The sequence below is a fragment of the Bacillus sp. NPDC094106 genome, assembly GCF_044764345.1.
Lineage (GTDB): Bacteria > Bacillota > Bacilli > Bacillales > Bacillaceae_G > Bacillus_A.
The window spans coordinates 183,858-204,173 of the sequence record NZ_JBIWHY010000004.1 but is presented as its reverse complement, the minus strand read 5'-3'; the positions used below and the strand labels follow the sequence as shown (position 1 = coordinate 204,173).

21 protein-coding genes and 1 tRNA gene are annotated in these 20,316 nt (G+C 36.1%); 17 read left to right on the top strand and 5 right to left on the bottom strand.

Features of this window, described 5'->3' with window-relative positions:
- Positions 1-7 precede the first annotated feature (7 nt).
- Positions 8-421, top strand: coding sequence for a Fur family transcriptional regulator (locus tag ACIQ7L_RS07855; RefSeq protein WP_097896922.1), 414 nt, complete (start codon positions 8-10; stop codon positions 419-421).
- Between the two features lie 181 nt (positions 422-602).
- Here the strand turns inward: ACIQ7L_RS07855 and ispG are convergent, their stop codons facing one another.
- From ispG to ACIQ7L_RS07840, 3 genes are all read right to left on the bottom strand, one after another.
- Positions 603-1,703 carry a flavodoxin-dependent (E)-4-hydroxy-3-methylbut-2-enyl-diphosphate synthase gene (ispG, locus tag ACIQ7L_RS07850; RefSeq protein WP_400568180.1) on the bottom strand — a complete coding sequence of 367 codons (1,101 nt, stop codon included), beginning with the start codon at positions 1,701-1,703 and terminating at the stop codon, positions 603-605.
- Positions 1,704-1,868: 165 nt separating this feature from the next.
- A complete protein-coding gene (locus ACIQ7L_RS07845) occupies positions 1,869-2,216 on the bottom strand; it encodes a hypothetical protein (RefSeq protein ID WP_400567984.1) in 348 nt (115 codons plus the stop codon).
- A 64-nt stretch (positions 2,217-2,280) separates the two neighbouring features.
- Entirely contained in the window at positions 2,281-3,048 is a 768-nt protein-coding gene (locus tag ACIQ7L_RS07840) for a DUF1189 domain-containing protein (protein WP_400567982.1), read from the bottom strand.
- A 326-nt stretch (positions 3,049-3,374) separates the two neighbouring features.
- On the opposite strand from ACIQ7L_RS07840, the gene ACIQ7L_RS07835 reads away from it, so the two are divergent.
- From ACIQ7L_RS07835 to glcK, 14 genes are all read left to right on the top strand, one after another.
- A tRNA-Ile gene (locus ACIQ7L_RS07835) sits at positions 3,375-3,448 on the top strand.
- 224 nt (positions 3,449-3,672) lie between these two features.
- On the top strand, positions 3,673-4,284 hold the full coding sequence (sodA, locus tag ACIQ7L_RS07830) for a superoxide dismutase [Mn] (RefSeq protein ID WP_016116345.1): 612 nt from the start codon (positions 3,673-3,675) through the stop codon (positions 4,282-4,284).
- 135 nt (positions 4,285-4,419) lie between these two features.
- The gene (locus tag ACIQ7L_RS07825; RefSeq protein WP_400567980.1) at positions 4,420-5,697 is read left to right on the top strand and encodes an MFS transporter; all 1,278 of its coding nucleotides are present in this window, start codon (positions 4,420-4,422) and stop codon (positions 5,695-5,697) included.
- 109 nt (positions 5,698-5,806) lie between these two features.
- Positions 5,807-7,909, top strand: a complete 2,103-nt coding sequence (locus tag ACIQ7L_RS07820; RefSeq protein WP_400567978.1) for a peptidoglycan D,D-transpeptidase FtsI family protein — start codon at positions 5,807-5,809, stop codon at positions 7,907-7,909.
- Positions 7,910-8,215: 306 nt separating this feature from the next.
- On the top strand, positions 8,216-9,133 hold the full coding sequence (locus ACIQ7L_RS07815) for a PstS family phosphate ABC transporter substrate-binding protein (protein ID WP_400567976.1): 918 nt from the start codon (positions 8,216-8,218) through the stop codon (positions 9,131-9,133).
- A gap of 27 nt (positions 9,134-9,160) precedes the next feature.
- Entirely contained in the window at positions 9,161-10,111 is a 951-nt protein-coding gene (gene pstC, locus ACIQ7L_RS07810) for a phosphate ABC transporter permease subunit PstC (protein ID WP_400567973.1), read from the top strand.
- 1 nt (position 10,112) lies between these two features.
- Positions 10,113-10,979 carry a phosphate ABC transporter permease PstA gene (gene pstA / locus ACIQ7L_RS07805; RefSeq protein ID WP_400567972.1) on the top strand — a complete coding sequence of 289 codons (867 nt, stop codon included), beginning with the start codon at positions 10,113-10,115 and terminating at the stop codon, positions 10,977-10,979.
- Positions 10,980-11,008: 29 nt separating this feature from the next.
- The gene (pstB, locus tag ACIQ7L_RS07800; RefSeq protein ID WP_400567970.1) at positions 11,009-11,824 is read left to right on the top strand and encodes a phosphate ABC transporter ATP-binding protein; all 816 of its coding nucleotides are present in this window, start codon (positions 11,009-11,011) and stop codon (positions 11,822-11,824) included.
- A 71-nt stretch (positions 11,825-11,895) separates the two neighbouring features.
- Positions 11,896-12,552, top strand: a complete 657-nt coding sequence (gene phoU / locus ACIQ7L_RS07795; protein ID WP_400567968.1) for a phosphate signaling complex protein PhoU — start codon at positions 11,896-11,898, stop codon at positions 12,550-12,552.
- Between the two features lie 268 nt (positions 12,553-12,820).
- Positions 12,821-15,175, top strand: coding sequence for a sugar phosphate nucleotidyltransferase (locus ACIQ7L_RS07790; protein ID WP_400567966.1), 2,355 nt, complete (start codon positions 12,821-12,823; stop codon positions 15,173-15,175).
- 70 nt (positions 15,176-15,245) lie between these two features.
- Positions 15,246-15,395 (top strand): 50S ribosomal protein L33, encoded by a 150-nt coding sequence (rpmG, locus tag ACIQ7L_RS07785; RefSeq protein WP_001265618.1) that lies wholly within the window; start codon positions 15,246-15,248, stop codon positions 15,393-15,395.
- 158 nt (positions 15,396-15,553) lie between these two features.
- Entirely contained in the window at positions 15,554-16,132 is a 579-nt protein-coding gene (locus ACIQ7L_RS07780) for a 5-formyltetrahydrofolate cyclo-ligase (protein ID WP_400567964.1), read from the top strand.
- Between the two features lie 101 nt (positions 16,133-16,233).
- Positions 16,234-16,434, top strand: coding sequence for a YqgQ family protein (locus ACIQ7L_RS07775; protein WP_400567962.1), 201 nt, complete (start codon positions 16,234-16,236; stop codon positions 16,432-16,434).
- A gap of 19 nt (positions 16,435-16,453) precedes the next feature.
- Complete coding sequence (gene glcK, locus ACIQ7L_RS07770) at positions 16,454-17,437, top strand: glucokinase (protein WP_400567960.1); 984 nt, start codon at positions 16,454-16,456, stop codon at positions 17,435-17,437.
- Positions 17,438-17,546: 109 nt separating this feature from the next.
- Here the strand turns inward: glcK and ACIQ7L_RS07765 are convergent, their stop codons facing one another.
- Entirely contained in the window at positions 17,547-17,720 is a 174-nt protein-coding gene (locus ACIQ7L_RS07765) for a DUF2759 domain-containing protein (protein WP_097896906.1), read from the bottom strand.
- Between the two features lie 169 nt (positions 17,721-17,889).
- Between ACIQ7L_RS07765 and ACIQ7L_RS07760 the strand changes: the two genes are divergently transcribed.
- Together ACIQ7L_RS07760 and ACIQ7L_RS07755 are read left to right on the top strand one after the other, a co-directional pair.
- Positions 17,890-18,519, top strand: coding sequence for an MBL fold metallo-hydrolase (locus ACIQ7L_RS07760; protein WP_400567958.1), 630 nt, complete (start codon positions 17,890-17,892; stop codon positions 18,517-18,519).
- 9 nt (positions 18,520-18,528) lie between these two features.
- Positions 18,529-19,641: a class I SAM-dependent methyltransferase gene (locus ACIQ7L_RS07755; protein ID WP_400567956.1), complete on the top strand. Its 1,113-nt coding sequence runs from the start codon at positions 18,529-18,531 to the stop codon at positions 19,639-19,641.
- Positions 19,642-19,793: 152 nt separating this feature from the next.
- Here ACIQ7L_RS07755 and ACIQ7L_RS07750 read toward each other — a convergent pair whose 3' ends face one another.
- Positions 19,794-20,084: an ArsR/SmtB family transcription factor gene (locus tag ACIQ7L_RS07750; RefSeq protein WP_097896903.1), complete on the bottom strand. Its 291-nt coding sequence runs from the start codon at positions 20,082-20,084 to the stop codon at positions 19,794-19,796.
- Between the last annotated feature and the right edge of the window lie 232 nt (positions 20,085-20,316).

The following is a 20,316-nucleotide window of genomic DNA, read 5'->3' as shown; positions in this document are numbered from 1 at the left end:
GATAGTTATGAATCTAACAGAAGCTTTACGCCTTATGAAAGAAAAAGGGTATAAACATACTGGAAAACGTGAAGAAATGCTGCGATTATTTGCGGCTCATAATCGTTATTTAACTGCAAAAGACGTTTTAGAGCATATGAAAGATGATTATCCAGGATTAAGTTTTGATACAATCTATCGAAATTTAACTGTATTTGCTGAGATTGGTGTTTTGGAGCAGACAGAACTAAATGGAGAAAAGAATTTTCGTTTTACATGCTCGGTTATGGAACACCATCATCATTTTATTTGTTTGGATTGTGGTGGGACAAAAGAAATTACTTCCTGTCCAATGGATTTTATGAATAAAGATTTTAAAGGATATGAGGTAACAGGACATAAGTTTGAAATATATGGGCGTTGCCCAAAATGTGCAAAGTAAAGTGAAACCTTAATAAGTGGGTGAGCTTGCTCACTCAACTTAGTTGCTTTTACTGAATTTTGAGATGGGGGTATTACGGTCCGCCAATAGCAAGGGAAGAGCTCGTCAGTTGTGAAACTGACGAGCTCTTCTTTATATAAAAAGAAAAGGCCGCTCACAAAATCTAAGCAGCCTTTTCTTTTTATTCTTGTTCTTGTTTTTCTTTTTCTTGATTTGCAGCCATTTCAGCAGCGATTACATCAATTTCTTTTTTCAGTTCTTCTACCATTGTTTCTTCTGGTACTTTTCGAACTACTTTTCCTTTACGGAATAATAACCCTTCCCCACGCGCGCCAGCAATACCAATATCAGCCTCGCGAGCTTCACCAGGACCGTTTACAGCGCATCCAAGTACAGCAACTTTAATTGGTACTTGTAGTGTAGAGATATATTCTTCAACTTCGTTTGCAATACTGATAAGGTCAATTTCAATGCGACCACAAGTTGGGCAAGAAATAAGTGTTGCGGCGTTCGATGCAAGACCGAATGACTTTAACAGTTCGCGAGCAACTTTCACTTCTTCAACAGGATCAGCACTTAATGAAATACGAAGTGTATTTCCGATACCTTTACTTAAGATTGCTCCAAGACCAGCGGCACTTTTTACAGTTCCAGCAAATAGTGTTCCGGATTCTGTAATACCTAGGTGTAATGGATAATCAAAAGCACAAGCTGCTTTTTCATAAGCTTCGATTGCTAAATTAACATCAGAGGCCTTCATAGATACGATAATATCGTGGAAATCCAAATCCTCTAAAATTTTAATATGATGTAGTGCACTTTCAACCATACCATCAGCAGTAGGGTAGCCATACTTCTCTAAAATATGACGTTCTAATGAACCTGCATTGACGCCGATACGAATTGGAATACCGCGTTCTTTCGCAGCATTTACAACAGCTTCTACTTTATGACGACGCCCGATGTTACCTGGGTTGATACGTACTTTATCAATGCCGCCTTCAATTGCTTTTAAAGCAAGACGATAATCAAAATGAATATCAGCAACAAGTGGGATGTTAATTTGTTTTTTAATATCAGCAATAGCATTTGCTGCACGTTCGTCTGGAACAGCTACGCGGACAATTTGACAACCCGCTTCTTCTAAACGTTTGATCTCAGCAACAGTTGCTTCTACATCATGCGTTTTTGTTGTTGTCATACTTTGTATAATTAATTCATTGTTGCCGCCAATTGTTAAATTACCGACTTTAACAGGACGTGTTTTTGTACGATGAGTCATTTCATTCACGAATAGATCGCTCTCCTTATAAAAGAAGTTTCTTATTTTGTCTCTTATATCAAGTATAGTATATGTGATATAAGGAAATAGAAACCAATATACCTGGTTTCACTTTTACTATTGTATCAGCGCCTTTATGTAATTGACAAGGATTAAGTAATGGGGTCATTGATATAAAGGGAATTTGTAAGACTTCCCAATCTGTATTTTTGTAGAAGATGTATTTTGATTTAATTGTTTAAAATCATCAATTACTTTTTCAATAGAAGGAACTTTTTTCTTATTAATCGCTTCGGTAATTGAGAGAACCGTATCTCCTGTTTTTACTTCAATTGCTTTATACGATGTGTCTGTTTCTTTCTTTTGTTTCGTATCTGTGTCTTCTTTTTTTGCAGTTTGAGCAGCAGTTGTTTTTTTGTATGAACTTAACATTGGTAAAGTACCAATTTTTATATCGTAGTAAAATACATAACAGAGAACAAGCGCAAATAAGAGTATACCTAATCTCTTCATATTCCTCACTCCTTTGCTAGGAATATATGCTTGTCCAAAAAAAAAATGCCTAAATGGCATTTTTTTATAGTTCTTGTTTTTCTTTTGGTTTTGGAACTTCTTTAATTGTTAAGTATAGAACAATTAAAATAACTGCAATGTAGATAAGCGTTGAACTAAGGACGTGTACCTTTAATAAATCCATAATCATAAAGAAGATAGTTGGAATTGTATAACTATAAGCAGTTAACGACCAAACTTGCTTATAAGATAATTTGCGCTGGCCACTCATGGCAGAGCCGATGAAGGCAAGAAGTGTAATACCTAAAAATGTGATAAATAATTGGAACAGATAAACGAAAGCGCCGATAACGAACATTAAAATTGGATAAATGCTATTGAAGAAGGAAATAAAGTCTTGAAGATCCTTTTTCTCAAGAGAAGCACCTAATAGATCATTATAGGAATACGTTTGTGTTTGACCGTTCGCCATAGAGATTACTTTATCTTTGAGGATAAATAAGCCTATTTTATCGTTGTATTTTTGTGTATCTGTTGCGTTTGGGTCAAATACAAAGATGGAATTTCCATCCTCTTTTTCGATTGGCTTATCAATCTTTGCTTTCAGTTCTCCGTTTTCAATTTTAAATTCCGGAATATCTTGTTCAAGTGCTTTGTTTATGATTCCAACACCGTCTTGAATTGCGCTTCCATACAATAAAGTTCTCGGGATGGTAGTGATTAAGCAGAGCAACATGATATACAGAATCGTTTTTCCGATTTTTTGAAAACGGAAAAGCGCCATGTCTTTTGGTGAGTATAGGCTTTTGACAAGTTGTGTAAATATGGACATAGATTCACTTCCTTTTGTTATGTATGTAGATTTATGTATAAAATCATAAAATCATTGTAACGTACGTATCTAGAGAATCACAAGCTATATCGCGTTTCTATACCATATTTAGAGGAATTACTTAATGATTTAAAAAACACGTCTTTTACAAAAAATACAACTTATCAAGGACAAAAATACAATTGACACTTTTCTTTTTCATATGGTAAATTTATCTTACATTTCTTAAGTGATATACCTCATAGCAATTTACCTATGTAGTATTTTGCTGTAGGAATAATCTATGAGAATGCGGTGGTTTCGGCCATAGTCATGTACATAATTCTGGACCCTTAGCTCAGCTGGTTAGAGCAGACGGCTCATAACCGTCCGGTCGTAGGTTCGAGTCCTACAGGGTCCATACCCATTTGGTGTGTTTATAATGCAGAAAAGAGGCTTCCTTGTAGAAGGAAGCTTTTTTTACGAAATATGTGAGCATTTTGTTTGAAAAGAAATGGGGATTTTGCTACGTTAATAATAGCAAGACAATGTGATTTAATTTGTTTTCACCCTATGGCAATTAGGGTAAAATGAAGTTGTATGCCAAATTGTTTTGGCAATACATAAAATGGGAGGAATGTAACAATGGCAAAACATGAATTACCAAATTTACCTTATGCGTATGATGCTTTAGAACCTCACTTTGATAAAGAAACAATGAACATCCATCATACAAAACACCACAACACTTACGTAACAAACTTAAACGCTGCGTTAGAAGGTCATGCAGAATTAGCTGACAAAAGTGTTGAAGAGTTAGTTGCAAACTTAAATGAAGTACCAGAAGCAATTCGTACTGCAGTACGAAATAATGGTGGCGGACATGCAAACCACACTTTCTTCTGGACAATCCTATCTCCAAATGGTGGTGGACAACCAGTAGGTGAACTTGCAGCTGCAATTGAAGCGAAATTCGGTAGCTTTGATGCATTCAAAACAGAATTTGCAAAAGCTGGTGCAACTCGCTTTGGTTCTGGTTGGGCTTGGCTAGTAGTAAACAACGGTGAACTAGAAGTAACAAGCACTCCAAACCAAGACTCACCTTTAACAGAAGGTAAAACGCCAGTTATCGGTTTAGACGTTTGGGAACATGCTTACTACTTACATTATCAAAACCGTCGTCCTGACTACATCGGTGCATTCTGGAACGTTGTAGACTGGAACGCAGCTGAAAAACGTTACCAAGAAGCTAAATAATATTGTTTGTTCTGCTTTATGCAATTTGATACTGAAGAAGCTAGGGGATATTCTCCTAGCTTTTTTGTATGCTTTCTTTTACATAATTGTGCTTGTCTTTGGAAGACTAGAACATGAAGTAAAGGAGAGTTATGTATGAAGTGGAAACATGTAATTGGCGATGTTGAGGTGAATCGCGATTTAGTATTACTACTTATTATGGGGGGATTATATACACTTGCTATTTCTTTATCGAATACCTTTGTTAACATTTATTTATGGAAGCAAACCCAAAACTATGTGAATCTTGGATTATATAACTTAGCAAGTGTTGTATTGCAACTACTCACCTTTCTATTCGCAGGAAAATTGGCAAAGCGAATCGATCGTGCTATTTTACTGCGAATAGGAGTTGGAACATTAGCGACTTTTTTTATCGTTGTTTTACTTACAGGAACACATGCTTCACACTATATTATATTACTTGGTGGACTTCTTGGGATTGGATACGGTTTTTATTGGCTTGCATTTAATTTGCTGACATTTGAAATTACAGAACCGGAAACACGTGATTTTTTTAACGGTTTTCTCGGCCTTCTAACATCTTTTGCTGGAATGATTGGGCCAATAGCAGCTGGATATACAATTTCACGTATGGAGAAGTGGAGCGGCTATACAGTTATCTTTTTTCTTTCATTAACTTTATTTGCAATTGCTGTGGTCATTAGCTTTTTTTTATCGAAAAGGGAATGTGAAGGACGGTATGAAATTGTTCAAGTTTTGAAAGAACGTAAGATTGATAAAAACTGGGGAAGAATTACTCGTGCACACTTTTTTCAAGGATTAAGGGAAGGAACGTTTGTTTTTGTTATCTCGGTATACGTCTATTTAGCATCTGGAAGTGAATTTGCATTAGGGAAGTATAGTTTAGTCAATTCAGCTGTTTCATTTGTATGCTATTACTTGGTTGCACGTATGTTAAAGAAAGAGTGGAGAAAAAAGGCGATTTTACTTGGCGGAATTATCTTATACGCTGTGGTGTTCTTAGTTATTTTCCATGTTACATATGTAAAATTACTCATTTATGCAGCTTGTATTGCAATTGCTTATCCAATCTTACTCGTTCCGTATGGATCGATGACATATGATGTAATCGGAAGAGCAAAACAGGCAAAAGAATGGCGGGTTGAGTATATTGTTGTTCGGGAACTATGGCTAAATAGCGGAAGAATATGTTCAATTTTAAGTTTTTTATGTGCAGTTTCATTTTTCCTGCCGGAAAAAAGTTTACCTGTTTTATTATGTATTCTCGGAGCTGGACATTTTCTTATTTATTTTGCCGTTAAAAATGTCAAATATGACGAGCAAAATATAAATAGGACAAGCGTTGTAGCTGGGGAAACAACACCAAATCGTACTGAACCTGAAGGTTAACTTCTTCTTTGTTTTATGCTAGAATAAAAAGACATGTAAAACAGCTGTGAGGGCACCTGTAACAAGGTGTCCCTTTCACATTACATAGCTGTGGGTAGAGGGGGTTCGTATGAGTAAGAAGAAAAAGAAAAAGACCCACGTTCCGTTTCGGCTAAACGTGTTGTTTTTGTGCGTATTTTTAATGTTCTCCGCGGTTATTGTGAGGCTTGGATATGTACAAATTGTTCATGGTGAGGAGTATAAGAACGAAGTTGAGAAAAAGGAAAACTCAACGATAAGCAATCCAGTCCCACGTGGGAAAATCTTTGATCGATATGGACGTGCTGTTGTAGATAATGATCCTGTTCGGACGATCACATTTACACGAATGAAAGGATCAACTTCAGAGGACCGCCTAAAAACAGCGAAAAAGCTTGCAGAACTCATTGAAGTATCACCAGATAAATTAACAGATCGTGATAAGAAAGATTACTGGCTTTCAATGCATAAAAAAGAAGCAGAAGCGAAAATCACAAAAAAAGATCGTGAAGAACTTAAAGCGAAAAAAATTGATGATAAAGAAATTGACGATCGTCAGCGAAACCGCGTGACAGAAGAAGAACTAAATCAATTAACACCAGCAGATTTAGAAGTGCTTGCAATTAAGAGTAAGATGGACGGCGGATATGCAATGACGCCACAAATTATTAAAAAGCAAGTAACACCAGAAGAATATGCTGTAGTGAGTGAAAACTTAGCGCTATTACCAGGTGTGGATACGAATGTGGACTGGGATCGTAAATATACGTATGATGATATGTTCCGCAGTGTGCTGGGTGGTGTAACAAGCTCGGATGAAGGATTACCAAAAGAGCGATTAGATTATTACCTTGTTCGCGATTATGATCGTAACGACCGGGTTGGGAAAAGTTATATTGAGCAGCAATATGAAGATGCACTTCACGGTACAAAGACAGAAACAAAAAATATTACAGATAAAGATGGTAATATTATAGAAACAGTAAATGTCTCTCAAGGGCAACGAGGAAACGATTTGAATTTAACGATTGATATGGAACTACAAAAGCGTGTAGAAGACATAATTACGAAGAATTTAATGCAATTTAAAGGTTCGGAACCACTGTTAGATCGTGCATTTGTTGTAATGACGAACCCGAAAAATGGTGAAATTTTATCGATGGCTGGAAAACAGCTTGTCGAGGAAAATGGAAAAACAGAAGTGAAAGATTATGCATTAGGAACGATGACAAGTTCCTATGAAATGGGTTCAACGGTGAAAGGTGCAACGCTACTAACGGGATATCAAACAGGTGCAATTAAACCTGGAGATTATCAGTATGATGAACCGATAAAAATAAAAGGTACACCTTTAAAAAGTTCTTGGAAAAATATGGGTTCGATTGATGACCTTACCGCTTTAAAAATGTCTTCTAACGTATATATGTTTAAAACGGCAATGAAAATTGCTGGCGTACAATATCAAAAAGGCGGTACGTTAGATATTCCACAAAAAGCATTTGATGATATGCGTTATTACTTTAGTCAATTTGGACTTGGTGTGAAAACGGGGATTGATTTACCAAATGAGTCGGCTGGACAACGAGGAACAGGTAAGCAACCAGGTTTCTTATTAGACTTAGCAATCGGACAGTATGATACGTATACACCACTCCAACTAGCGCAATATGTTTCGACAATCGCAAATGGTGGTTACCGTATGCAGCCGCAGGTCGTAAAAGAAATTCGTCAGCCACCGGCTAAACCAGATGAAGTGGGAAAAGTGGTTGAGTCAATGGAACCGAAAGTATTGAATCGTGTAGACATGCCTGAAAGTCAGATTGAACGGGTTCAACAAGGTTTTAAACAGGTGTTTAATGATGCTGGTGGTACAGGTTTGAAATATTTTCAAACGGCACCATATAAAGCAGCAGGGAAAACAGGAACTGCACAGGTACCGTATGGCGGTGATAAGGCAATTGGAAGAGATGCAAATGGTAATCGTAAAATCATTTATAATCTAACATTAGTAGGTTATGCTCCGCTTGATGATCCAGAGGTAGCATTCTCTGTTGTCGTTCCATGGATATATGATGATCACTGTGGAATTAACGGAAACATCGGCCGTCAAATTATGGACGCTTACTTTGACTTGAAAAAGCAAGAAGTAACAGGTGAAGCACCGAAAGATGAAAAAGGGAAAAAAGCAGAATAAAAACATGCGAATTTGGCACACTATCTTAAAAGATAGTGTGCTTTTTTGTGCTTTTTATGCATATGTTTTAGTAATTGTGGACGAGCATGTAATATGTACGAACTAGGGTGCTGAAAAATTGCACATTCTTATTTAGGACCGGTCATCTAGTTGATGTAAAGAAAAGGAGGAAAGGATAACGTATTACAATAAAAAAAGTAGAAATTTACAAAACTTTTACAAACAATTAAAACCGAATTAATAGTTTAGCATTATTCTTATACCTGTAATCCTGTTATTTCAGGTTACTTCTAGGAGGAAAAACACGTGAAGTGGATAAGCACATCAGTTAAGGTTTTGGCGGTATCGACATGTTCCATTTTCTTGTACATGTCTACTGCATCTGCTGCAAAGGAAATGGGAGAAGTGAGAGTTGATGGATCCTCAACAGTTTTTCCTATTATGGAAGCAGTAGCAGAGGAATATACAAAGAAGGAACCGCGTGTGAAAGTTTCTATTAGTATTTCTGGAACAGGAGGAGGATTTCATCGTTTTGGAACAGGAGAAGTAGATATTAATAATGCTTCACGCTCGATGAAACAAGTGGAAGAGAAATTTATGAAGAAAAATTCCATCCAGTTTACACCATTTGAAATTGCTTATGATGGTCTCACAATTATTGTGAATCGTCAAAATACATGGGCGGATAATATGACAATAGAAGAGTTACGCCTATTGTGGAGCGAAGATGGGAGAACAAAACGATGGTCATATATACATCCAAAGTGGCCGCATGAAAAAGTGCAATTTTATGCGCCAGGTGTAGATTCTGGTACGTATGATTATTTTCAAAGTGTCGTCTTGCAAAACAATCGCCTTGCAAAAACAGTTTCGTTATCAGAAGACGATCAAGTTATTATGCAAGGGGTAATGAATGATAAAAACGCAATCGCGTTTGTAGGGTATGCCTACTACATGGCCAATCGAGATAAGGTGAAAGCTATAAAAGTAAACAGTGTATTTCCGACAAAGGAAACGATTCAATCTGGTAGGTATAAGCCATTGTCTAGATCGTTGTTTGCGTATGTAAATCATGCTTCGATTCAAAATAAAAGCAGTGTAGCAGATTATGTTGCATTTATGATGAAGCATGTAGGAAAGCTTGCTGAAGAAGTTGGTTATGTGAAGTTACCAGAAGAAAAATATAATGAACAGCTGCGAATGTTAACAGAAATAGAAAGATAATGTCAGGGTGGAAAGGGGTTTTCATCTTTGGCTCGTAATGACAAAAGTCAGATTACATTTTCTGTGCAACATTTGATTGAGAGAAATACAATCAAAAGAAAAAAAACGCAGCGAATCAATCGAATGGTTCCGTTATTATTAAAGGCAATTGCTAGTGTATCTATCCTAACAACAATTGGGATTATTAGTACATTAGCAAATGAAACGATGATGTTTTTTCAAAAAGTATCGTTATATTCTTTTTTAACTGAAAAAGAATGGTTACCTTTTTTTGAAGAGCCTAAGTTTGGGATACTGCCGCTTATATGTGGGACCGTACTGGTAACATCGATCGCCATGGTAGTAGCAATTCCAATTGGCTTAGGGTGTGCCATATTTTTAAATGAGTATGCTTCAAATTTGGCTAGAAAAGTACTAAAACCATTGTTAGAACTACTGGCAGGGATTCCGACAATTGTATATGGTTTTTTTGCCTTAACGATTGTTACGCCGTTCTTGCAGCGAATGATTCCTGATTTACAGTTTTTTAATGCAATTAGTCCAGGGATTGTCGTCGGATTTATGATGATACCAACAATAGCTTCTCTTTCTGAAGACGCGATGGGAGCTGTAGCATCTGGGATAAAGGAAGCTTCAATGGCACTGGGTGCAACCCGTTTGGAAACAGTGAAGCAAGTGATATTTCCAGCAGCGTTTACTGGTATTATGGCTGCGATTGTATTGGCAGCTTCTCGTGCAATTGGTGAAACGATGATTGTTGTCATTGCTGGTGGTTCAACGCCTAATATGTCTTTAGATCCGACGCATTCCATTCAAACGCTAACAGCCTATATTGTACAAGTGAGCCTAGGGGATGCACCTCATGGAACAATTACCTATTACAGCATGTATGCTGTAGGAGCTACACTACTTGTGTTTACATTTATTATGAATATGATTTCGCAGCAAATTATGCGCCGTTTTAGAAAGGTGATATAAGATGCAGATGTTAAATCATAAGAAAATAAAAGAAAATATGGCAGCGCGTTTTTGGAAGGACCAAATATATAAGGTGATTTTTTATATAGCAATGCTATTTTCAATAGCTATACTCTTTGTATTGTTATATCAAATTTTTGAAAAAGGTGTAAGTTACCTTTCAATAGATTTTTTTATGAGCTTTGCTTCACGTAATCCAAAGCAAGCTGGGATTGCTGCGGCATTATCAGGAACAATATTATTTATGAGCATTGTAATACCGGTGTCTTTTATATTCGGGATCGGTACAGCGCTCTATTTAGAGCATTATGCAAAACAATCTATATTTACAAGAATGATAGAAGTAAATATTCAAACGTTAGCGGGTGTGCCATCTGTTGTGTTTGGATTGCTAGGTGTAACGATTTTTGTATATGTTCTTCAGCTAGGTGAGAGTATAGTAGCTGCGGCGCTCACGATGAGTCTTCTTGTATTACCAACTGTTGTTGTGTCGAGTCAAGAAGCGATACGTATGGTACCAAGCCATTTATTAGAAGCTTCATATGGAGTAGGAGCTACAAAATGGCAAACGATGTACCAAGTTGTATTACCAACTGCTCTGCCAGGGATTTTAACGGGATGTATTTTAGCATTATCGAGAGCAATTGGAGAGGCAGCGCCACTATTAGTCATTGGGGCACTCGCTTTTGCGAATTATATTCCGTTTGGTATGTTTGATAGATTTACAGTTTTACCAATTCAAATTTTTAATTGGATGAGTAGACCACAAGAAGAGTTTCAGCATGTAGCAGCAGCAGGCATGATTGTTTTACTAGGATTGTTGCTTATTATGAATGCAGTTGTCTTATGGTTACGAAAGCGTAGATAAGCAGGAAGTGGATGAAAGGGGAATTCAAGATGGTAGCAACAGTAGTAAATGTACAGGTGAAAAATGAAGAGAAGATTGAGGCAGCTCCGAAGAAAATTGTATTCGATACGAAAAATTTGAACTTATGGTATGGAGAAGACCATGCTTTAAAAGACGTGAATTTAAGCATTCATGAGAATGAAGTAACGGCAATCATTGGGCCGAGTGGTTGCGGGAAATCAACGTATTTAAAAACATTGAACCGTATGGTAGAACTAGTACCTATCGTTCGAACAACAGGAGTAATCGAATATCGAGATCGAAATATCTTTGATAAGTCATATCCTGTTGAAGAATTACGTACACATGTTGGCATGGTATTCCAAAAACCAAATCCATTTCCAAAATCCATCTATGAAAATGTTGCATATGGTCCAAAAATTCATGGTATTCGTGATAAGAAGACGCTCGATGCAATTGTTGAAAAAAGTTTACGTGGTGCAGCAATTTGGGATGAATTAAAAGATCGATTACATGACAATGCATATGGCCTATCTGGTGGCCAACAGCAGCGCTTATGTATTGCACGTTGTTTAGCAATTGAACCAGATGTTATTTTAATGGATGAGCCAACATCAGCTTTAGACCCGATTTCTACATTAAAAGTAGAAGAATTAATTCAAGAATTAAAGAAAGATTTTAGTATCGTAATTGTGACGCACAATATGCAACAAGCGGCACGTATTTCAGATAAAACAGCTTTCTTTTTAAGTGGTGAAGTTGTTGAATATACAGATACAAATAAATTATTTACAATGCCTACAGATAAACGTACAGAAGATTATATTACAGGACGATTTGGCTAATAAGAGTAAATGCTCCTCTTAAGAGGGGCATTTGTCATTTTTATGTATGTAATAGATAAGGGGGAAGAAACATGGTACGAGAACAATTTCATTATGATTTACAAGCATTACAGCAAAAAGTAATTGAACTTGGGGAACTAGCAGGAGAAGCCCTTTCACTTTCTATGGAAGGCCTTCAAAAGAGAGATGTGGAGAAAGCATTGGAAGTTATTGATGGTGATTATCGCATGGACAATTTGGAAGAGGAAATCAACGATCTTGCGCTTATGTTAATCACGAAACAACAGCCTGTGGCAAGTGATTTACGAAGAATTTTCGTTTCGATTAAAACAGCAACAGATTTAGAACGTATCGCAGACCATGCAGTAAACATTGCGAAAGCAACGATCCGACTTGGTGGAAAAGAAGCGTCTGTTGACTTGCATAATATAGAGGAAATGTTTACAATCGCTAATGAAATGTTACATTTATCATTGGAAGCATATCAAAAAGAAAATTTAACATCTGCAAAGCAAATTGCAGAAATGGATGATTCGGTTGATGAAATATATGGAAAAGCAATTCGTGAATTTATATCTTCCGTTCCTGAGCATCCTGAGACGATTACACAAATTACACAATTATCTTTTATTGCACGTTATATTGAGCGTGTGGCAGATCACATTACAAATATTGCTGAAAATGTTTTCTATTTGGTGAAAGGAAAACATTATTTATTAAATGAATAAGCGGTAGGTTAAAGCAGATGATGGGAAGTCATCTGCTTTTTTAGTCAAAACATGACAAAAAAAGCTCGTTGTCTCGTTCAATTTATGATGATAAGATGTATCATAATATATGATGGAAAAATAAAACAAATTTGAATTTCATTTTTAAATTATTAGGTAAGCGCTTTCTTTTATAGGGTTCTAAATTGACAAAGTTAATTCATATAGAAGTGACATACATATGGTATACAAAATCGTTCAACATTATAAAAGTGGAGGATGAATGTATATGAAGGGGGTTATTTTAGCCGGTGGAAAAGGAAGACGCCTTAGACCATTAACATGTAATTTTCCAAAACCGATGCTGCCATTACTAGAAAAGCCAGTCTTAGAATATAACATTGAATTGCTCCGGCAACATGGTATTTATGAAATTGCGATTACGGTTCAATATATGAGTACTGCCATCAAACAATACTTTGGAGATGGTAGTAAATGGGGCGTGAACTTGCATTACTTCGAGGATTCACCGCCACTTGGTACGGCAGGGAGTATTAAGCAGGCAGAAGCGTTTTTAGATGAACCGTTTGTAGTAATTAGTGGAGATGCATTAACTGATTTTCAATTGTCGAAAGGAATTGAATTTCATCAATGCAAGAAGAGAATGGTAACGGTGTTTGTGAAAGAAGTGGAAAATCCACTATCTTTTGGTTTAGTCGTGATGAACAAAGAGCAAGAAATTGTACGCTACATAGAAAAACCAAGTTGGAATGAAGTGATCTCTAATATTGTGAATACTGGAATTTATATAATGGAACCAGAAATTTTTTCTTATATTCCATCTGAGCAATTCGTTGATTTTAGTCATCATGTTTTTCCGTTATTAGAAAATAAAAATGCGCTATTTGGATATGTGGCAGAAGGATACTGGCTAGATATTGGTACATTTGCTCAGTATCGGCAAGCTCAGTTTGATTTACTGACAAAGAAAGTGCAAGTACCGATTTCTTATACAGAAGTGCTACCGATGGTTTGGATGGGAGAAGACGTCACAATTGAAAAGGGTACGAAGATTCACGGTCCTTCTTTTATTGGGGAAGGGGCGGTCATTGGAAATGGGGCAATAATTGAACCGTATTCCATTATTGGCAAGCACAGTATTATTTCAAACTACACGCATCTTCAAAAAAGTATTGTTTTTGCACACACATATGTTGGGAAGCATTGTGAACTTCTAGAAACGACTGTTGGAGAAAATACGATGGTTGAAGATGATGTTACATTATTTCAGAAGAGTGTTATAGCAGATCGATGCCGGATTGGAAAAAATACGATAATTAAACAAAATGGGAAAATATGGCCTTATAAAGTGATTGATAGCCATTCTGTAATTTCATCCTCAGGCGTCACGGAAGGTGAACATACAGCAGGATGGTTACAAAAAAGCCAGATAGTAGGTAGAGGTAATATAGAAATAACGCCTCAAGTTATTGTGAAAATTGCAATGGCGTTTGGTTCACTTTTTTCAAAAGGAGATCGTATATTAATTGGGAGTCATGAGAATGCAGAAGCGACTGCTTTTAAAAAATTATTTCTACATGCAATTCATGGTGTTGGAATCAATACGATGGAGTGTCAGGAGATGGATGAATCGCCTTTTCAATATGCGATTCATGAGCTAGAATGCACGGGAGGCGTTTTGGTTCGGTTAGAAAAAGGAAAGGTGATTGTCATACAATTGTATGGTAAAGAAGGATTACGTTTAACGTATAAGCAGCAAAAAGAAATTGAAAGCTTGTATATGTCAGAGGCTTTTCGTTACGCATATGACAAAGAAATAGGGCGAAATAAACCGGTGCAGGTTAGCTTAGAAAATTATGTTGAATCTGTTTTAGAGCATGTAGATATTGCGGAAATACAAAAGCAACAGTTTCATCTTCTTATTAATAAAAGAGATGATATGTCGCAACCATTGCTCATTTCCTTTCTCCAAAAACTTGGATGTTCAATTACGTGGGTGTACGCAAGGGAGCAAAAAGAACATGTTAAATCTTTAATGAAATCTAGTAGAGCAAATATAGCTCTTATGTTTTATGAACAAGGAAATAAGTTTGAACTATATGATAACCATGGTGGTATTTACCAAAATACAAATTTTGAAGAAATAGATGTACCAGATTTACTACTTGAAACGGTAGGGAATACGTATCCGATATCGTTAAAATTAGGAGATTGTTATCTTCTTTTTTATATGCACGGTGAAAAAGATTCGCTTCAAATAAGGTGGCAAAGAGATATTTTATATCGAATTGGAAAATTATTCGAGCTAATGGCTAAGCAAGGAAAAACACTATCAGTTATGTTAGAACAATCACCACCTCTTTATTTATTATGTGATGAGGTTGTATGTTCATGGAAAGAGAAAGGGAAAGTAATGGGAATGTTATTGCAAGATATAGAGAAAAAAGAGATAGAAGTATTAGAGGGGATTCAATTTAAATATACGGAAAAAGAGTGGTCTTATATCGTTTCTGATGCAAAACAACCAAAATTTCTTGTGTATTCACATGCGAGAAATCCAGTCATAGCAAAGGAAAACATGAAAAATCTTATAGAAAAAATTAGACAATATCAAAAGGTGTAGAATTTTTATTTTAAAAGTGGTATTATAGTATAGTCTGATTTAAGTTATTAGTGACTGGAGGGAAATAAGAATGCGTGTGAATATTACTCTAGCATGTACAGAATGCGGAGATCGTAACTATATCTCAAAGAAAAATAAACGTAACAACACGGAGCGCCTTGAGCTTAAAAAGTATTGCAAGCGTGACAAGAAGTCTACGTTACACCGTGAAACAAAGTAAGCAGTAGGAATATTTCCTACTGTTTCTTTTTATTTTGCACAAATGTTTGACTGTGCAGCACGTATTTAAAAATGATAAACTATCTCATAAGAATGTTATTTATTTTTTAGATAAAGGTGTTCAGTAGAATAGAGTATTAGTGCAAGGGGGAAAAGCGTGTGAAAGAAGAGAAGGTGCGTTTACGTAAGCAAATATTGGAACACATGAATTCTTTATCGAAAGAACAGTATAAAACTTTATCAGAACAGATTGTATTTTCTTTATATGAACAAAGGGAGTGGAAAGAAGCTGAAACAATCGGAATTACTCTCTCGATGGAACATGAAGTTAATACATATATCATTATTGAAAAAGCATGGCAGGAAGGCAAAAAAGTTGTTGTACCAAAGTGTAATCGAAAGACAAGAACAATGACTTTTCGTCAAATCGTTAATTTTGACCAATTAGAAACAGTATATATGAATTTACGTGAGCCTATTCCTGTGTTAACAAAAGAAGTAGAGGCAAATGAAATCGATCTTCTTGTTGTACCTGGAGTTGCATATACAAGACGAGGAGAACGTATCGGGTACGGCGGTGGATATTATGATCGCTATCTTGTACGATATAAAGGGAAAACGCTATCATTAGCTTTTGATTTTCAAATTGTGAATGATATTCCGACAGAGCCATTTGATCAAAATGTACAGAAAATTATTACAGAAAAAGAAACAATTGTTCAAAATGGAATTGTATAGACAAATAAAAATTGACGAGACTTTTTCTTGTTGATTATAATAAAATATGTGAACGTTTTCTTATTATATTTCCATAATAAGTGGACATAGAGGGTGATAAAATGATATCAATTTATGATATTCAGCAATTACTAAAAAAATTTGGAACGATCATTTATACAGGTGATCGAATCGCTGATTTACAATTAATGCAAGATGAGCTACGTGAATTAAATCAATCACAGCTGATCGATTCAAAAGACTATCAAACAGCTTTATTTTTAATAAAGCAAGAAATTCAAAAAGAGATGAGTAAGAAATAGTAAAAGGTGGGGTAGCAAAATGGAGGAAAAGTGGTTAGTTGGTGTTGACCTTGGCGGGACAACGATTAAATTAGCATTTATTAATGTATACGGTGAAATTTTACATAAGTGGGAAATCCCAACGAATACAAGTGAGCAAGGAAAACATATTACATTAGATGTAGCAAAAGCAATTGATGAAAAGCTAGAAGAATTAGGAGAATTAAAAAGCAAGTTAATTGGTATTGGTATGGGAGCTCCTGGTCCTGTACATGTCGCTTCTGGAATGATTTATGAAGCAGTTAACTTAGGATGGAAAAACTATCCGTTAAAAGACTTATTAGAAGTAGAAACAGGTTTACCTGTTGTAATTGATAATGATGCAAATTTGGCAGCACTTGGCGAAATGTGGAAGGGTGCTGGTGAAGGAGCAAAAGATTTAATTTGTATGACACTTGGAACTGGCGTTGGTGGCGGTGTGATTGTAAACGGGGAAATCATACATGGTGCAAGTGGTGCAGCTGGTGAAATTGGACATATTACAGTTGTTACAGAGAATGCATTTCCTTGTAACTGCGGAAAATCTGGATGCCTAGAAACAGTAGCTTCGGCAACAGGTATTGTACGTATTGCGATGCAAAAAATACAAGATACAGATAAAGAAAGTGTATTGCGCTCTATGTTAGCAGAAGAGGGACGTATTACATCAAAAGATGTATTTGAGGCGCTTGGACAAGGTGATGTCTTGGCAGGGGAAGTTATAGAAAAAGTAGCTTCTTATTTAGGACTAGCGGTAGCCAACCTGTCTAGTACGTTAAACCCCGAAAAAATCGTAATTGGCGGCGGCGTATCAAAAGCTGGTGATGCACTATTACAGCCAATTCAGCGCTATTTTGAACAATATGCATTTTCACGTGCTGTTAAGAGCACCAAGCTAGCGATTGCAACGCTTGGTAATGATGCGGGTGTAATCGGTGGAGCTTGGCTTGTAAAGAAGTATAAATATGAAGCAAAAACGATATAATTATTGAAGATAATGATGCTTAGTAATTAGTAGAATAATGAGAAGAGGAAGGGAGAACCCCTTCCTCTTTTTATGCAAAATCTTGATGGAGAATAGAACTGTAAGTGAATTAATGAGTTGGCGGGTACCCGCTATTGAGGACAGTCATGACTGTAAACCATCCGAAAACCAGTACAGTTGCAACAGCGAAGCCGCCTGCAAGTAGATTTTTTTCACGTAGCGTTCTAAGGGTTGCGAATACAGCTAACAGAGTGACTAGCCCAAAAATGATAACAAGCCCCATATATGATCCCCCTCTGCTCTCTTATTCTTTTATTTGATTTTTTGCAATATTCCTTCTTTTTCATTGTACATGTTTTAGAAATGGTTGTCGAGATAGCAACATTTCTTTTCTTAAGGGAAAGAAATGTTGTATCATAAAAGTAAGTTCAACAACTGGAGGAGATTTTAAAATGAAGTGGATACAAATGCCGCTAGGACCATTACAAACAAATGCATATATTTTAAGCAATGATCAAAAAGAATGTATTATTTTTGATCCAGGTAGTGAAGGTGAGAAACTTGTAACGTATTTACAAGAAGAACAATTAAAACCATTAGCAGTTTTATTAACACATGCTCATTTCGATCATATTGGTGCAGTCGATGCAGTGAGGGATGCGTTTTGTATCCCGGTATATGTACATAAAGAAGAAGCGGATTGGCTAGGTGATGCGACTGTAAATGGTTCACAAATTTTTATGATGAATCGAAGTATTACAGCAAAGCCGGCAGATCATATCATTGATGGAGAAGGAACGTTAACGATTGGATCTTTTACATTTGAAATGTTTGAGACACCGGGACATTCTCCAGGTAGTATTTCATATTATTGCAAAGAGGCAAATGCTGTATTTTCAGGAGATGTATTATTCCAAATGAGTATTGGCCGTACGGATTTACCAGGTGGAAGCTTTGCAGAATTAATCGGAAGTATTGAAGAAAAATTATTTGTACTACCAGATGACACGGCCGTGTTATGCGGACATGGTCCGGAAACAAATATTGGCTTTGAAAAAGAAAATAATCCGTTTTTACAATAAGGTGCTTTTATGGGGATGGAGCTCGTTTTAAGAGAATGGATGGAAAGAGAGAAGGATTATTCGATTTCATATGGTACATATATGAACCACGCCTTGTATGATGAGGGGTACGGATACTATATGAAAAATCGTGAGAAAATTGGAAGGAAAGGTGATTTTTTCACGAGTAGTAACGTCTCTTCTGTGTTTGCAAGGACATTTGCTCACTTTTTTATTCATCTTGTCCAAAATGGAGAGGTCGCGCCGAACATTTGCGAAATTGGAGGAGGAACTGGGAGATTTGCCTACGATGTTTTGCGGGAATGGAAACAGTTATCTCCAGAAACCTTCACAGATTTACGCTATTCTATTATTGAGTTGAGCCCTTTTCATAGGAAATTACAAAATAATCAACTTGGCTCATTTCTAAATATTTCTCAGCATGAGTCTTATAAAGAGTTAGGAGATTCTTTTACAGGAATTGTTTTTTCGAATGAATTGTTTGATGCTTTTCCTGTTGAGGTAATTGAGAAGCGGAATGATATTTTGTATGAAGTAAGAGTTACATATACAGCAGAAGGAAAGCTTACAGAAGTATTAAGACCGCTAGAAGAAAGACTAAGGGGTTATTTACGAAGACATCATATTCAACTTTTTGAAGGCCAGCGCTTTGAAGTGCCAATAGCAATGGAAAACTATGTACAAGAAGTTGCAAGATGGCTCAAGGAAGGATTATTTATCACGGCTGATTATGGGTATACAAAGGCAGAATGGATGCATCCAGCGCACCGTGAAGGAAGTCTAAGGGGATATTATAACCATAGGCTCATTCGAAATCCCCTTGAGCATTCAGGAGAGATGGATATTACAGCGCATGTCCATTGGGATGAGCTGAAGGAAACAGGGGAAATGCAAGGCCTTGATACAGTATGGCACACAAAGCAAAATGAGTTTTTACTAGCGGCGGGGATACTAAAACAGCTTGCTAGTCATCAAAATCCGGACCCTTTTTCTGAGAAACAGAAAATAAATCGTGCGATTCGCTCTATGATCTTGAATGGAGGAATGGGTGATGTCTTTGATGTTGTTATTCAAAAAAAGGGGATGCAATTTTTAAATTTGAAGCGTTATTTGTCTATATAGAAAAAACAAGACACAGAAAGTTTCTGCGTCTTGTTTTTTAATACGACTTTTAGTATGTAGTATTGTATATTTCCTCTCATGATATATATTTATATTAAAGATATGAGATGAAAAATATAGAATACGCCCTTTTTTTCTCTGTTTAATAATCCCTAACCTAGTAATACGTGAACAAGTTGAATAATTGTTTCATTTTCTACTTTGTAGTAAATTTCTAACCCTTTTCTTTCACTAGAAACGATTTTAGCACTTTTTAATTTTGCTAAATGTTGTGAAATTGTGGATTGTGGCATGTTTAAGCCTGTGTACATTGTAGAAACGTTACTTGGACCTCGTTCAATTAATCCCTTTACAATACATAAGCGAACAGGATGAGCAAGCACTTTCAATAACTCTGCATTACTCTCATATAGTTCTAATTCTTTTTGAAAGGTTTCTAACATGTTTTTTTCCACCTCCGTGTAAGCTGTTATACCATACTATTCATACCAAAAAATTAAAGAAAAGAAAATAGTTGTTGCAGAAAAAACGTTCTAAAGTAAAGAAATTGTAAGAAAAGAGACTCTAGTGTAAATAAAAAAGATAAATTTGTACGTTTTGTAAAAAAGATGTTTTTGATTAGAAATTGTAATACGTTGTAAAATTGGAAAGATACGGATATACTTGTAACATAAG